We start from the raw sequence: 15,708 nt of genomic DNA, 5'->3' as shown, positions 1-15,708 counted from the left end.
TTACGTACAATAAAAAAACCGAGCTTTTTTGCTCGGTTTTTTTATTGAGTGTTATATTTACCCTATTATTTAAATCGATTTTATCTTGATTTAACTCTGTAGTAACTTTATTCAGTGTAGAGGTCAACAAATATTGGACATAGTTTTAAGTTTTTGTTCAGCCTCACAAGGGCTGATGCCATCATTAAATTGATGTCGTCGAATCTGATTGTAATATTTCATCAGATACAGACCGATATCTAGCTTTGCTTCTTCAATTGAGTGATATCCGAGTTTAGGAATCCATTCAGTCTTAAGGCTCCTGAAGATTCGTTCTGTTGGAGCATTATCCCAACAGTTACCTTTTCGGCTCATACTTTGTCGCATGTCATAATGCTCTAACCTCTGTCGAACGAGATGACTTTTATATTGGCTACCTGAGAAGCATTGCTTCGCAAGAGAATGAAAGATGACACCAACAGGCTTTCCTCTACAATGCCATGCTTCATCTAAAGCCTTAATCACTAAATGCTGATCTGCTTTTGCTGATATAGACCAACCAATGATTCAACGTGCATATAAATTAAGAACGATAGCAAGGTAAGCCCATGTTTTACCTGTCCAAATATATGTAATATCGCTGCTCCAAGCATGGTTAGGTTGAGCAGGTTTAAATTGCCTATTTAATGTATTTGGGGCAACAGGAATATCATCAACATTGCTTTGATACTTGTGCCTCTTACGCTGTTTGGAAACAAGCCCCAATTCACGCATCAACTTACGTACCAAATAGCGCCCAACACTAATACCTTGATTCAGTAGCATTGATCGAATTCCACGACTGCCGAGAGAGCAACGACTCTGTCTAAAAAGACTCTTGATCATCACTTTAAGCTTGATGCGATCTGGATTCGAACTTTTACTTTTTGAACAGTAATGGTAGTAACTTGAACAAAGTACACCAAAGGCGTGACATAATAATTTAACAGAGCTTAGCTTTCTTAATTGATCGATCAACACATATGTTTGAATTCGTCTGACATTAAGAGAGCTGTAGCCTTTTTTAGAATAATCTTCTCCTGTTCGAGTTGATGAATACGAGCTTTAAGTTGCTGTATTTCTCTTTGCTCGGGAGTTAAAGCAGTGGCTGTTGGAGCTTGACCTGTACGTTCCAGTTGAAGTTGATCGACCAAACGTTTTAATGCTGTTTGTCCAACATCTAAAGCACGACAGGCTTGAGAAATTGAATAGCCTTGATCAAGCACAAGGCTAGCTGCCTCTAATTTGAATTCTGGAGTGAATGTTCGTCTTGTTTTCATTGAGCACCTCTTTGGTGAATACATTATCACCTAATTTAGTGTCCAACTTTATTAAACCACTACATGCGGTAGATTTCGTGTGTAGGCTTCTTCATTTGAAAATTATATGGCTGAAGAAGCCCTTAAGAATAGCTTTGTGCAACAAAGCCATTCATTAGTACAAAAAATCTTCAAAGGGTGGGTTTAATATAAACGGCGCAGAGAATGGTGTGCGATTATCAAATCATAGGGGGCCACATCAATATTACAGTATAAGGATTGAAAATTATTTGAATAACGTAAATCGTACCTATCCAAATATGACGAATGAAGAGGCAGCAAAGTACCTTGTTAACTTTAATCGTGAAATGAGAGTAACTTTGAGAAATATGGATAAGAAAGGGACAAGACTGGAGTAAGCGTAATGGCATTATATGATATTGAGAAATATGATGACTCTTTAACTTTTAGTAGTGATCATGTCGGTAGGTTGGATCAAGGCAGTGATGAGTTATCTTCTGATTGTAAAAAAGCTATACATATGTTTTTCGAAGAATTCTCGCAAGTAATCACATTGCTTGATTGGGATTATATAGCGATTGAGTTCTGGTTTGATGCGGGGCATTTATATTTATTTCCAGAAAAAATTGTTGACAAAACAATTGATTTTACTGATTTAGGGGCGACCGAAAGACTTGATCCTTATTTCACTCTTTGTCTTACATCGTATCTAAAGAAATTTGATGCCTTTGTTGAACATGATTATGGTAAGTTCTCTGATAATGAGCTTGAAGAATGGTATTTAGAAAATTGTAAAGAGGTTTTTGGCAGTGTTAGTCTTGCATTAAGTGATAGTACCCTTTCCAATTTTATTCTAAATGCCTTAAATAGGAAGCAAATTGTTTTTCGTTATTTTGGAACTTCTAGAAAAATTGAGTATGGAGAAAAAACTATTGCTTTGATAATGTGATACATATTGTAGATTTTTTACCATTGCAGGGGGAGAGAGGACGATGCTAATTTATTTTTTTCTTTAAAGCATCAATATCAATATTTTCAAACATAACTTTTCTCTGCAGTTGAATTCTTAAATAGATCTCTTTCATAAATCAAAAAACGATCTATCCCTTGCTGACTATTTGTACCGAATAATTTTAAATATTCATGCATAATGTGCGAATGAAATACATCGACTCAAAGAAGCTTTCTGAAACACAGTTTAAGCGATATACAGGCATCTCATGGTCAACCTTTGATTTAATGACTGAACAGCTAAATATGCTTGTACCTGCTAAAGGTAGACCATCTAAGTTAAGTGTAGAAGATCAAATCCTTCTGTGCTTAAGTTATTGGCGTGAATATCGAACATTGTTTCATGTCGCAACGAGTTATGGTGTGTCAGAGCCTACTGCTTCAAGAATCGTCCGCCACGTAGAGGATTGCCTGATCAAGTCCAATCTATTTAATTTACCCAAGAGTTTGCCTGAAGGCGAAGGTATCGACTGGAATGTGGTGATCGTAGATGCCACAGAAATTCTAATACAAAGACCTAAAAAAAACAGAAGAAAAGCTATGGTGGTAAGAAGAAGGCACATACTTTTAAAGTAGAAGCCATTATCCATTATAGAACACAGCAAGTTCTGAGTTTATGCACGAGTCGTGGTGCTGTACATGATTTCGAGCTTTTCAAACGTAACCTGAATCAAATTCTTAAAGGGTCTTTTATCCTTTCAGATAAAGGCTATCAAGGGATTTATACGGTGTATCCAAATAGTCTATTGCCATTAAAAGCAAAAAAGCGCTGTAAACTACATCCTGTAGCTAAAACTTTATAACCAAGAAATCAATAAAAGAAGAATTGGGATTGAGCATGTATTTGGGACTTTGAAGACCTTCAAAATCCTTGCTGAGCGATATCGCAACCGTGGCAAAAGATTGGGATTAAGATTCAGTTTAATCGCAGGGATTTATAATTTAGAACTGAGTAAAAAATGATTTATGAAAGAACCCTAATTTAAAATATATTCCATCACTATTTCTTATCAATATAATTTGCTATTATCTCAATTAAAAAAACTCCTAAGCTAATTATTAACCCTACTCCAATACTTATAGCTAGTGCTAGCCCAATAGAACTGTCTTTACCATTTGATAGATCTGAGAAGACCATCAATAAAAACATAACTACAGCAATAATAATACCTCGTATAATAATATTAATAATCGGATGTTCTGTAGCTTTGAAATTCGCTATAAATACTCCCATGATTATTTCCACTAAAATTGTTAACATTACTTCACCTTATTTATTAGTTGATTTTTCTTTTTCAGTTGCAGCTTTAACTGCTCTTGAACCAGCTTGCCCCATGACTTGCTCATTCGCAAAAATAACCATGCCTGAAGCATTATTCTTAACAAACTTCCCTATATTTGGGGTATGCCACACTTTTCCAACCAACTTGCCCAAAACCAGCTGCTGCTGATGTTGTAGCTCCCCATCCACTCGTTACAGCACTAACGGCAGCGACTCCTCCAGTACGTACAAGATTAATATCTTTAACGCATCTACAAGTATATGCTTGGATACCAGCATCCATACCGCCACCTACTAACGCTGAAGTACCTGCTGCTTTAGCTACTGTAGCCGCAGTTAAACCTGCACCTTCTAATTGTGCTCCAGTACCAATAAGCGGTGCTACTTTCTGGGCAATTGGTGCAGCCACTCTACCTACAACTGGTGCAGCAGCAGATCCAGCTGCCGCAGTTCCTGCCACAACATAAGGTCCATAGCCTGCTACAGATGCTGCCGCCAAGTTATTATTACGTATTACACCTAATGATCTTAAAGTACGAGCATCCTCGGGTTTTCTAGCAAACCCAGACATTGTATTTGGGAATAGAAAGCCAATACCTAATCCCGATTTTTTTCCTTCTTCTGGCTGCAAGCCCATTGGATCAACCCACTGATTCGGATCACTTACATAAGCCGACGTGTTCATACCACCAAATAACCCTATCGGGTCTTTACTGATATAACGTGCACTATACGGTTCATAGTATCTGTAACGGTTGTAATGTAATCCTGTTTCCTCATCGTAATATTGCCCTTGGAAACGGATATCACTTTGTTCTAATGGGTTCTCTTGGTGCTTCACTTTGATCTGTTGTGTTTGTCCCCATGTATTCAGTGTTAACTCCCAGATACATTCACCTTGCTCATTACTTAAAGCTTAAGGTGTACCAACTTGGTCACAGTGGTAGAACGCAATCTGTTCTAACTCTGTTGGACTCTTCCTTGAGTCTGTTCTCCACACTGGATCTTTATGGATAGAATACGGTTCTGTTTTAAATCTTTCGTAATTCGGTGTTTCTATCAGTTGTATAAAGTGTTGATACCCTGCTTGGAATAGCGGTACAAAGCTATTCGGCTCATAGATATAGTGTTTGGTATAACTTTGACTATTTTGTTCTGTGTTATTTTTATCTGTTAATTTTGAACTGGTTTTTGATTCCCAAATCATTAAATCACCATCCCAGCCAAATAAGGTCAGGCTGTTATTTGATTTGTTGGCTTTATACAGGCGTCGCCCGAAGACATCGTAGCCATATTCAGTGATTTGCCCGTTGTGGTCGCTTTCGATTAAGCGATTTAAGTTGTCCCACTTCAGTTTCAACTGTTGGTCTGCCTGCTGGGTTTCAATCACATTACCTTGGGCATCGTATTTGTAGTGTTTGCCTTGATAGTGTTTCACCAAGTTGTTTTTGATTTCTGCACTTTGCGTTGCAACTGGATCTATTAAGTTGCCCGCTGGGTCAAAATGGTAACGTTCAGTTTGCTTTGAGCTTTGCGCTTGTATTAAGCGACCAATCGCATCGTATTGATAACTAAGTATGCCTTTTTGACTATCTTGAACTTGAGTCAACAAGTAGTTGGCATTATAAGTGTATTGGCGTTGTGCCTGATGTTGTGTTCTATTGGCTGTTTCTTGTTCTACATATATGCGCTGTGCAATCAGTAATCCAACGTCGTTGTATTGGTTGCTTTGGCTTAAACCATTGGCAAGGTAACGTTCTGTTTCTCGGTGTAGGTCATCACGTTTAAAACCAACCATGTCTTTTTTATTTAGGGCAATACCGTAGATATGTCCTGATCCATAAATTAAGTGGCTAATTTCCTGACCATCCGGACGAACAGTTTTGATGAGATTGCCGAGTTCATCGTATTCATAACGTAGTACTGCAGTCATTGGTTTCAGATTTGGCACTTGGTAGTGTTGGTGTTCTCTAACCAATTGTCCTATCGCATTATGGTAGAAGTCGTTTTGGCTCTGTTGGTTCTTTGCTTGAATTAACTGGCTATTCAGATTGTAAGTAAACTCTTCTGTTTGGTGTTGTTTGCTTTCGCGGTGGATGTAGGTTTTTGACGCAATTTGTCCGTCTTCATAGTAGCCAAATTGTGTGATGATATTCGGTTGTTGAATGTGGCTAAGTCGACCAAGCTCATCGTAACTATAGTGTTTTTCTTCACCATCAAAGGCTTGTTCTCGTGTGAGATAACCCTAAATATTGTATTCGAATACGTATTCTGCATGGTTTTAGTGGAATATATTGATTCAAAAAAAATTCTAAAACATCATATACCTAAACTTTCATTTACTAATTTTATAAATAAAAGTTATTTTTTGAAAGCTATATTACTGAATAGACTAAAAAGAACCTAATTCTCCAACTTATTCAATCGCTGTCTTGCAGCTAAATTACCTTGATCTGCTGATTTCTTTATCCAGAATTTAGCTAATTCGATATCTTTTTTTACACCTAGTCCCTCAGCATACATGCTGCCTATTAAATATTGACCATCAGGATCATCTTGTTCAGCTGCTAATTTAAACAAATCAAATGCCTTATGAATATTTTTTTCAATTCCATATCCATTTAAGTACATACTTCCTAGATTAACTTGTGCTACAGAATATCCCTGATTAGCTGATAATCTATACATTTCTACAGCCACTTCTAAATCTTTAGGAACTTGAATACCATCCCTATAATAGTTTGCAAGATTATTCAATGCTTTAGAATTATTTAACTGAGCTGATACAACATACCAATTTTTTGATTTTTCCAAATCTTGTAATTGTCCATATTCATTATTACTATAAATTACTCCTAAATTATATTGAGCATCAGAATCACCATTTTCAGCAGCTTTATTTAACCAAAATATAGCATCATTAATATTCCTCTTGAAATTATTATCTCCGTTTAAATATAAAACTCCTAAATTATACTGGGCAACAGTATCACCACCTTCTGCTTTTTTAATAAGCACTTCATATTTCTGATTATCTTGTGTTATTTTAGAAGAATTATGACATGCCGTTATAAATAAAAGGCTTAAAAAAATTATAACACAACTTATTTTTTTCATACTTAACCTTCTACATTAGAGTTAGAATAAACCATGATTTACTAAATCCAAAGTATGATAACCCATTTTACTTGGAACTTCAGCTGGTCTAGGTATAGGTGGTAATTTTAGATCTGTTGTCGTTTGCTTGCCTTCTGACAACTTGACTCCAGCTACTTTACCAGCAATGGCTTTTTGTGTATAACCATATGTAGTTTGATCATCATTTATTCCACTACAATACTGCTTTTTGCCAGTGGCACCACACCCTTCATAATATTTACCATCTTGCCTTTCTCCCCAAACATATTTCTTGTCCTTCATTATTGCAGCTCCCCCATACAATCCAACACTTCTTTCCAAATTACTTTCTATGACTCCATCACCCTTATAGCTGGCACATCCACCCCCCCCTACACCAGCTGCAACACTAGCACACATTGCTTTACCAGATGCAGCTTTCTCAATCAATGCGGTTACGTAATTTGGAGAAACTCCATTATTGGAATTTTTTCTATTTTTTTGATTTCTTTCATAAGTTCTTAGTGCATCATTTGCTCCTATTGAATGATTAAAACCATGATCGCTTTTTTGGAGTTGCAACCCCAGTGGATCGATCCACTGATTCGGATCACTTACATAAGCGAAGTTATTTAAACCACCTAATAGACTGATCGGATCTTTGCTTACATAGCGCGCACAAAATGGTTCGTAATATCTGTAACGGTTGTAATGTAATCCTGTTTCCTCATCGTAATATTGCCCTTGGAAACGGATATCACTTTTTTCTAATGGATTCTCTTGGTTCTTTGTTTTGATCTGTTGTGTTTGTCCCCATGTATTCAGTGTTAACTCCCAGATACATTCACCTTGCTCATTACTTAAAGCTTGAGGTGTACCAACTTGGTCACAGTGGTAGAACGCAATCTGTTCTAACTCTGTTCGACTCTTCCTTGAGTCTGTTCTCCACACTGGATCTTTATGGATGGAATACGGTTCTGTTTTAAACCTTTGGTAATTCGGTGTTTCTATCAGTTGTATAAAGTGTTGATACCCTGCTTGGAATAGCGGTACAAAGCTATTCGGCTCATAGATATAGTGTTTGATATAGCTTTGATTGCCTTGTTCTGTGTTGTTTTTATCTAATGAGTGCTCGGTTATATGCAGGCCAATTGGTTGTGCGGTAGATTTTGTGTGTAAGCTTCTTCATTTGAAAATTATATGGCTGAAGAAGCCCTTAAGAATAACTTTGTGCAACAAAGCCATAAACACAATAAAAATTCTAGCCTACTATTTCATTTTTTTAAAATACAATATCAATAGGCTTTAAATTTACTAATTTTGATTTAAAACATCTAGTCTTTCTAAGTTTTCTTTAGCTAATAAAAATCCATTACTCAACGATAGTTTATACCAATATTTAGCTTTAACCATATTTTTTTCGACACCTTCGCCATGCTCATACATCCAAGCTAAATTATTTTGTGCTAATGAATCATTCATATTAGCAGCTAGTTGAAAATAATGGAACGCCTTATTATTATCTTTCCGAATTATCTTCCCATCGTAATATTGCACTCCAAGCTCAGTAATTGATGGCAAGAAATCGTTTTCAACTGAAAACTCTAAGTTTTCTAACATTTTATTACTATTATTTTGATCTCTATAAATTAAAGCTAATTGATAAGCCCCTAAACTATCTCCCAAGTTTTTGGCAGACAAAAACCACTTCTTAGCTTTTTCAACCTCATTTTTTTCTAGATACAAAAAACCTAAGGAATAATGTGCCGGCGAAAAACAATATTTAGCTGACTCTATTAAAAAAATCTCAGCCTTTTCATAATCCACTAGAACATTATTCCCAACCAAATAAGAATAACCATAATAATAACTTTTATAAAAATTATCATTCATTTTGTTAATATTATACTTAACTTTCTTATTATTTCCCTGTAAATTATATAAACTATTCTCCATAACTTTATCCGCTATCGAATAATCAATATCAATACAGTTTGCATATACAAAAAAAGGGGAAAATAAAAATATAAACAAAAATTTAATCAAAGATCACCTCAACATAACAAATATAGAAATTAAAAACATGACCAAAAATACTATTTGCACTATATAAAAAATTTTTATTTTTTCACTATAATAACCACCCTCCCCTCCTTCAAATAAAATTTTTTTTATATATACAATATGATTTATACTTTTTAAGTTAAAATCAATATAACTTTCAACCTCTCCTTTTTCTAAAAGATATTTATACAAATAAAACCGAACTAAACAAAAACTTATTATAAAAAAAAGCAAACTCAAAATAAAAATTAAAACAATTAAACCATCAGTCATTATCTTAGCCCCCCGAAATCTAAGGGTTTTGTTGGAAGCATTCTTTGATTTTGCCTAATTTGATCATAATCAATTTTTGTTTCAGGAGCCAAGGCATCTTTTGATCTTTTCTCCCCACTTACTCCACTTACAGCTGCTCCCAATCCCACACCCACTGAAGCATTTCCATAAACCCCTCCCCCCCTTGAATAACCAACACAAGTTTGTACTGCTAATCCTAGTCCTGCGCTAGCACACAATTCATAATATTTACCATCTGTTTGCGTACCCGCATTAATAACCTCTCTTGTTGAAGTAACTTCCAAAGCAACTCCGTATGCATTTCCGCCTCTAACATTATACTTCCCATTCCCATCATAACCTGCAGATGCTGTTACACCAACTAAAGCTGCAGCAGTAGCGTTTACATTCATACCAGTAAGTACCCTATCAGTCATTTGATATAGTTCTGGTGCATCCTTAAGTCTAGTTGGTATTTTTGCTCCAGGAATGCGTTCAACAAATGCCTCTCTCATAGCGCTACCAAGAGTTTCTTCCAACCCCAACGGATCGATCCACTGATTTGGATCACTCACATAAGCTGAGTTATTTAAACCACCTAATAGACCGATCGGATCTTTACTTATATACCGTGCACTAAATGGTTCGTAATATCTGTAACGGTTGTAATGTAATCCCGTTTCCTCATCATGATATTGCCCTTGGAAACGGATATCACTTTGTTCTAATGGGTTCTCTTGGTTCTTTGCTTTGATCTGTTGTGTTTGTCCCCATGTATTCAGTGTTAACTCCCAAATACATTCGCCTTGTTCATTACTTAAGGCTTGAGGTGTTCCTACTTGGTCACAGTGGTAAAACGCAATCCGTTCTAACTCTGCTCTATTATTTCTTGTGTCTGTTCGCCATACTGGGTCTTTATAGATTGAATAGGGTTCTGTTTTAAATCTTTGGTAATTCGGTGTTTCTATCAATTTAATGAAACTTTGATACCCTGCTTGTAATAGCGGTACAAAGCTATTTGGCTCATAGATATAGTGTTTGGTATAGCTTTGCTTGCCTAGTTCTATGTTGTTTTTATCTGTTGGATTTGAACTGGTTTTTGATTCCCAGATCATTAAATCGCCATCCCAACCAAATAAGGTGAGGCTATTATTTGCTTTGTTGACTTTATACAGGCGTCGTCCAAAGACATCGTAGCCGTATTCAGTAATTTGCCCGTTGTGGTCGCTTTCGATTAAGCGATTTAAGTTGTCCCACTTCAGTTTCAACTGTTGGCCTGAATGTTGTCTTTCAATCACATTGCCTTGGGCATCGTATTTGTAGTGTTTGCCTTGGTAGTGTTTCACTAAGTTGTTTTTGATTTCTGCACTTTGCGTTGCAATCGGATCTATTAAGTTGCCCGCTGGGTCAAAGTGGTAGCGTTCGGTTTGCTTTGCGCTTTGCGCTTGTATTAAGCGTCCAATTGCATCGTATTGGTAGCTGAGTTTGCCTTTTTGGCTGTCTTGCACTTGGGTCAGTAAGTAGTTGGCATCGTATGTGTATTGGCGTTGTGCCTGATGTTGTGTTCGATCTGCTGTTTCTTGTTCTACATGTATACGCTGTGCAATCAGTAGTCCAACGTCGTTGTATTGGTTGCTTTGGATTAAACCATTAGTTAGATAGCGTTCTGTTTCTCGGTGTAGGTCATCTCGTTTAAAACCCACCATGTCTTGTTTGTTCAGGGCAATACCGTAGATGTGTCCTGAGCCATACGTTAAATGGCTAATTTCCTGACCATCCGGACGAACGGTTTTGATGAGATTGCCGAGTTCATCGTATTCGTAACGTAGCACTGCTGTGAGTGGTTTCAAGTTTGGCACTTGGTAGTGTTGGTGTTCTCTAACCAGTTGTCCTAACGCATTACGATAGAAGTCGTTTTGGCTATATTGGTTCTTTGCTTGAATTAACTGGCTATTGAGATTGTAGGCAAATTCTTCTGTTTGTTGTTGTTTGCTTTCTCGGTGGATGTAGGTTTTTGACGCAATTTGTCCGTCTTCATAGTAGCCTAATTGTGTAATGATATTCGGTTGTTGAATGTGGCTAAGTCGACCAAGCTCATCGTAACTATAGTGTTTTTCTTCACCATCAAAGGCCTGTTCTCGTGTGAGATAACCATAACTGTTGTATTCGAATACATATTCTGCATGGTTTTGGTTGATAAGTTTCTGTATACGCCCTTGTTTATCCCACTGATAGGCAATTTGGTGTTTGTTGGCATCAAGGCGTTTTTCTAATAGACCCACTGCATTGTAGTGGTATTGAGTCACCTGTCCTTTGGTATCAATGTGTTTGAGAAGGCGTCCTTCTTGGTCATGTTCAAAGTGTTCTTTTTGTCCATCTGGATAGATGATGGATTTAAGTTGTCCTTTGTCTATCCCTTGATCACTATAGATGTATTGTGCACCTGTTTGATCTGCGGCTTGTTGTTGCTTAAGTAGCCCGTCCTCATCATATTGCCAAGCACTTTCTTTACCCGAACAATCGGTATAGGAGATCATTTGTCCAAGGTCGTTGTATTTGATTTTTTTAACACCACCTTTGGCATCAGTAATTTCAATCAATTGACCTTCGGCATTGTAATTATATTGTGTTGTGTGACCCAATGGATTGATCTCTTTGGTGATCAAACCATCTGCATTGTATTCGCGTTTCCAAATATGACCTTCAGGATCTTTTATTTCAGTTAGATTTTTATGTTCATCATAAGCAAATCGAATCACTCCGCCATTTGGTTGAATGATTTTACTCAGTTGTCCTTCTGCATTGTATTGTTGTTGGGTTTCTCGACCACTGTAATCAATTTCTCGGGTGATTCGTTTTTTTTGATCACGTGAATACCATTTTTCACGACCATCTGCTAATCGAATACGATAAGTAAAACCATCCAAATCAAAGTAGTAATAGGTCGGCACGTTGTAAGCATCATACACAGCGACTTGGCGCAGACGACGATGCCATTTTAAAGTTGTTTTAAAGCTTCCATCATCCGCCCATTCTTCAATGGCTTTTGCATTTGGTTCATTCGAATCATAACGAATATTTTGACCACGACCTGATCGATCGGTATAACGTGTTAATTGATGATACGCATTGTATGAATACTGACGAGCGTGACCATTCTCATCATATGCTTCTACTAAATTTCCGTCATGATCGTACCCATAACGAGCAAGTGGTTGTTCTTGATCATCCACAAATATAGCAATAATTTTTGCTTGATCATTGTACGCAAATTTCAAAATTTGCTGAGTCTTCTTAAAATTAAAATGGACGGTTTGTAAATAAGCTTTGCTATTTAGCAAGATATAACGAAGATCAACTTGTTCTTGAGTTGATGAATTTTTCTCTTGTGTAAGCTGATAACTTTGACCTTGATCGAATGTACTAAATTGATAATCCCATTCTGTTCCAAAATTTAGGACTAAATCACCCTGTTCATTTAGATGTGTTGTAATACCTTGGAATGGAACTTCATAAGATTCGCTCATAATGATCGATGGTAATTGTTGTTTTCTGCCTTTCGCATCAATAAACAAATAACCCTTTTCATTTGGAACAATCAAATTAGAAAAAGGCATTAACCAACGAGCACCCAAAGCACCGTTATCGAATTCCGCCATTTGGGAGTTATAAAGTCGATTGAATACTAATCCCAGCTTAGGTAGGCTGAAATCTACATGGGAAACTCGTTCAGCACCTATAGAATAGCTAATACTATGAGCAGTATTGGTTTCAGCACTTATTGTTGGTTCAGCTGGATTCAAACATGGTGGATCCATTAATGCATCTGCTTGCAAACTGACAAATTCAAGGATATCACCATCAGTTTGACGCTCAAATTCACCAGTTTGATTAATCGGAACACTGGCATTTCCCTTATTTTGATTATCTTGAATAGCCTTAAGTGTTTGTTGAATGAGCCAACCAAGACTGTATTGCAAGCTTGGGTTTGTCTGATTCTGCAAATCGTTACTAATCGAAGTAATCGCCTCTACAAGTAAAGTTTCAAAATGACTCGGAGTTGATTCAATTTTAGGCGTTAAATCTGCTTGAGGCTCAACACTGAGTAAATCTATTAATGGTATTGCCCAATTTTGAAATTGTAAATTTGGATCTCTTTTTTCAGCTGATGCGCTCGATGTTGTTTCCGTTGCAACAGACGATAATGAAGATGATTGAAGAGATTTTAGAATCTGAACAGCCAAGGCATTTGCATTCGTTAATAAGTCCGCTAATTTAGCTTGTGTCTCTTTTAGATAGGTCTCTAAATTCCCTGCCATTCTTGCATTAAGATGTAATTCCATACGTCGAATGTCATTTGACTTAATTTTACCATTTTCAGGATATAGACATTCAGCCATTAATCCTAAAATGGGACGTAAACCCATCCTTGCATGTGCTTCATGTTTAGGCTCTGCAAACAATCCAATTAAATTCGCACCAAGCAAAGCATTTCGTTGTATTGAAAGCACTTCTGTTTGAGGAGACATTGCATACAACAATAAATCAAGCACACTTCCACTTAAAGCATATATATTAGCTACAGTAGTTATATGGGCATTTGCTTTGACTTTAAGTAATGATGTTTGACCACAGACCACAAGGAAATTTTCAATTTGATTAGCAATAACTTGTAAGTCCGCTACACTACTCACACTGTCTAAATTAAATACAGCAAGTTCAACACTCGATTGTGCATTATTAGAAACTTGTTCGTTTTCAGTTGCCATGACTAACCTATATATTTTTAATCTTTTAAGTTTTTCGCGTTATATTGTTCTAAATCAGGACGATCATTACTCGTTTTTAATCGAGTTGTTTCCGTATATTTAATGCCGCCAGATTGATAATATTTTTGTGAAATAAACTGATCATCTGCTGATGTTGAATTCTTTGTACTCACATCTACTTTATTCACTTGTGTAGGCTTATTAACCTCAACAGTCTTTTGATTTGTTAACAATGGAACTGGATTCGATTTCGTACTGATTCTTGTTGTTTCGGTATACGTTAATCCGCCAGATTGATAATATTTCTGTGCAATGTAGTCATCAGTTACAATGACCTTTTCAGATTGATTCGAAATATTTTCCTGATCTAATGCTGTATCAAAATTTGTATTTGGCATAAACCCAGTTGAATTCATAAAATTCGGAATCAACTTTGATGTGGCCTGCTGAGTTATAAAATCAACGCCTTGCGTGCGAATCATATCTAGTGATCGAGAAGGATTTATTGCCATTTGGCTTATAGTCTTCAATTGATCAGGACTTAAACCTAAATTTAATTTTTCTGAAATTCCACCTAAGGTAGAACTTGCCACTTGATTTTTGAGTTGCCCAACAGTTTGGTCTGCTAGACCTTTTAAAGCATTCTTGCCTATATCCTTTAAATTCATACTATCAAGTTGAGTCAAATTATTTTTAACTTGAGCCATTAAATTCTGTCCAAGCTGATTTAAGCTCGAGTTCACAAAATTAGATGCACCAGGAATTACAGCATCTGCCCAATCATAACTTCGCGAAAAATGACTTGATAATGCCCAAGGACTTCGCTCATCTTTATCAAAAATGACTTGTGCACCGGCAGGAGCAATTCCTGTTACTTGAGCAAATCCATTCGCATCTAATTTCCCTGTTATTGTCTTACCAAGAGAGTCGATAACTTTATATCCAGTTCCTTTAAAGAATTCACTTCCACCGTAACTTCTTAGAAGATTCAATGCACCTTTTAACGGTTGCATTGTTGGCAATTGAGCTGAAGCACTTACACTTGCTCCTGGCTTAAACAGATGCTGTCCAGCTTTGACTTCAAACTTGCCAGCTGTGGTAGGTAAAACTCCCGAACTGCTAATTTCAATCTGTGAGCCGCCACCGATCAACACTATTTTTTTTGCCGCTTTAATTTCAATTCGATCTTCCGTCGAAATAATCTGCACACCCTTTCTTGCAATCAGATCAGCACCATCCCCTTGAGCTTGAATCTCGATCTTGCCTTTCCCTGCATACAGTCGTGCTCCTTCTTGCGCTGCAAATAAGCTGATCTTTTTGCTGGCATGTCCGATGATACTGTCTTGCGTGCTGGTGTTAATGCTTCCTTGTGCAATTTGGTTGATCTGCCCATCTGCACTGAGGTAGATATCTTCGTTACTTTCTACGGCAATTGAACTTGGTGAAGCCAAAAGCATGATCGCTTGTTTGAAGGCCGCGGCTTTGCTTTGGTCTTCGCTCTCTAAGTTCTTGAGATAGCCTTGTAGGTTTTCGAGTAAGCTCAGTGGGTCAGTTTGTTGGTTTTTTGCCACTTCACTTAAGGCTTTGGCGTTGTTTAAGCTACTTTCGAGTTGTTGTTTGGCTTCGCTTGCATCTAAATGGTTTGCTTTGGCTTGTTCTTGTTTGTAGGTGGAGATGAGTATGCCTTCGCCCGCTCGTACTGCACCCCATTGGTCGGTTCTGAGTTCGAAGCCTTCGCCTCGTCCTTCACTTTCTGCGGTTGCTTTGGGATGACTGAGATTCCCTAGGTTGAGTTGGCTCGCCCCGTGGGTGTTTTGCAGTTGGGTGGAGATTTGTCCTGTGGTGTCATCAAAGCGGAGTTGTCCATAGCCTTCGCCTTGGACTTCTTTACTTT

At 37.1% G+C, this 15,708-nt stretch carries 10 protein-coding genes and 4 pseudogenes; 5 read left to right on the top strand and 9 right to left on the bottom strand.

The window, feature by feature from the left end:
- Positions 1 to 123: 123 nt before the first annotated feature.
- A pseudogene (locus AC1M9C_RS05995) lies at positions 124 to 1,298 on the bottom strand (IS3 family transposase).
- A gap of 185 nt (positions 1,299 to 1,483) precedes the next feature.
- Here AC1M9C_RS05995 and AC1M9C_RS05990 point away from each other — a divergent pair.
- The 5 genes and pseudogenes from AC1M9C_RS05990 to AC1M9C_RS05970 all read left to right on the top strand — a co-directional run.
- A pseudogene (locus tag AC1M9C_RS05990) lies at positions 1,484 to 1,696 on the top strand (AHH domain-containing protein); the annotation flags it as partial.
- Positions 1,697 to 1,701: 5 nt separating this feature from the next.
- Positions 1,702 to 2,247, top strand: coding sequence for a hypothetical protein (locus tag AC1M9C_RS05985; RefSeq protein WP_481607689.1), 546 nt, complete (start codon positions 1,702 to 1,704; stop codon positions 2,245 to 2,247).
- A 209-nt stretch (positions 2,248 to 2,456) separates the two neighbouring features.
- Positions 2,457 to 2,885, top strand: a complete 429-nt coding sequence (locus AC1M9C_RS05980) for a transposase family protein (protein ID WP_481953372.1) — start codon at positions 2,457 to 2,459, stop codon at positions 2,883 to 2,885.
- A 5-nt stretch (positions 2,886 to 2,890) separates the two neighbouring features.
- The gene (locus tag AC1M9C_RS05975) at positions 2,891 to 3,112 is read left to right on the top strand and encodes a hypothetical protein (protein ID WP_481953420.1); all 222 of its coding nucleotides are present in this window, start codon (positions 2,891 to 2,893) and stop codon (positions 3,110 to 3,112) included.
- A 49-nt stretch (positions 3,113 to 3,161) separates the two neighbouring features.
- The gene (locus AC1M9C_RS05970) at positions 3,162 to 3,272 is read left to right on the top strand and encodes a hypothetical protein (protein WP_481595909.1); all 111 of its coding nucleotides are present in this window, start codon (positions 3,162 to 3,164) and stop codon (positions 3,270 to 3,272) included.
- A gap of 37 nt (positions 3,273 to 3,309) precedes the next feature.
- On the opposite strand, the gene AC1M9C_RS05965 is transcribed toward AC1M9C_RS05970, so the two are convergent.
- From AC1M9C_RS05965 to AC1M9C_RS05930, 8 genes and pseudogenes are all read right to left on the bottom strand, one after another.
- Positions 3,310 to 3,570 (bottom strand): hypothetical protein, encoded by a 261-nt coding sequence (locus tag AC1M9C_RS05965; protein WP_481607691.1) that lies wholly within the window; start codon positions 3,568 to 3,570, stop codon positions 3,310 to 3,312.
- Positions 3,571 to 3,688: 118 nt separating this feature from the next.
- A pseudogene (locus tag AC1M9C_RS05960) lies at positions 3,689 to 5,872 on the bottom strand (RHS repeat-associated core domain-containing protein); the annotation flags it as partial.
- A gap of 122 nt (positions 5,873 to 5,994) precedes the next feature.
- Complete coding sequence (locus tag AC1M9C_RS05955; protein ID WP_092768994.1) at positions 5,995 to 6,708, bottom strand: tetratricopeptide repeat protein; 714 nt, start codon at positions 6,706 to 6,708, stop codon at positions 5,995 to 5,997.
- A 579-nt stretch (positions 6,709 to 7,287) separates the two neighbouring features.
- Positions 7,288 to 7,800: pseudogene (locus AC1M9C_RS05950) on the bottom strand (RHS repeat domain-containing protein); the annotation flags it as partial.
- A 222-nt stretch (positions 7,801 to 8,022) separates the two neighbouring features.
- Positions 8,023 to 8,664 (bottom strand): tetratricopeptide repeat protein, encoded by a 642-nt coding sequence (locus AC1M9C_RS05945; protein WP_481586434.1) that lies wholly within the window; start codon positions 8,662 to 8,664, stop codon positions 8,023 to 8,025.
- Positions 8,665 to 8,757: 93 nt separating this feature from the next.
- Positions 8,758 to 9,045 (bottom strand): hypothetical protein, encoded by a 288-nt coding sequence (locus AC1M9C_RS05940; protein WP_481586435.1) that lies wholly within the window; start codon positions 9,043 to 9,045, stop codon positions 8,758 to 8,760.
- Positions 9,045 to 13,814, bottom strand: coding sequence for an RHS repeat-associated core domain-containing protein (locus tag AC1M9C_RS05935; RefSeq protein ID WP_481586436.1), 4,770 nt, complete (start codon positions 13,812 to 13,814; stop codon positions 9,045 to 9,047). Before AC1M9C_RS05935 ends, AC1M9C_RS05940 begins: the two co-directional genes overlap by 1 nt.
- A 17-nt stretch (positions 13,815 to 13,831) precedes the next feature.
- Positions 13,832 to 15,708 (bottom strand): DUF2345 domain-containing protein (locus AC1M9C_RS05930; protein ID WP_481953371.1); only part of this gene is annotated, 1,877 nt, incomplete at its 5' end.

It is taken from the genome of Acinetobacter sp. 24-47-39 (assembly GCF_056783825.1).
The sequence above is the reverse complement of the archived record's forward strand: the minus strand, read 5'-3'. Positions and strand labels throughout refer to the sequence as shown.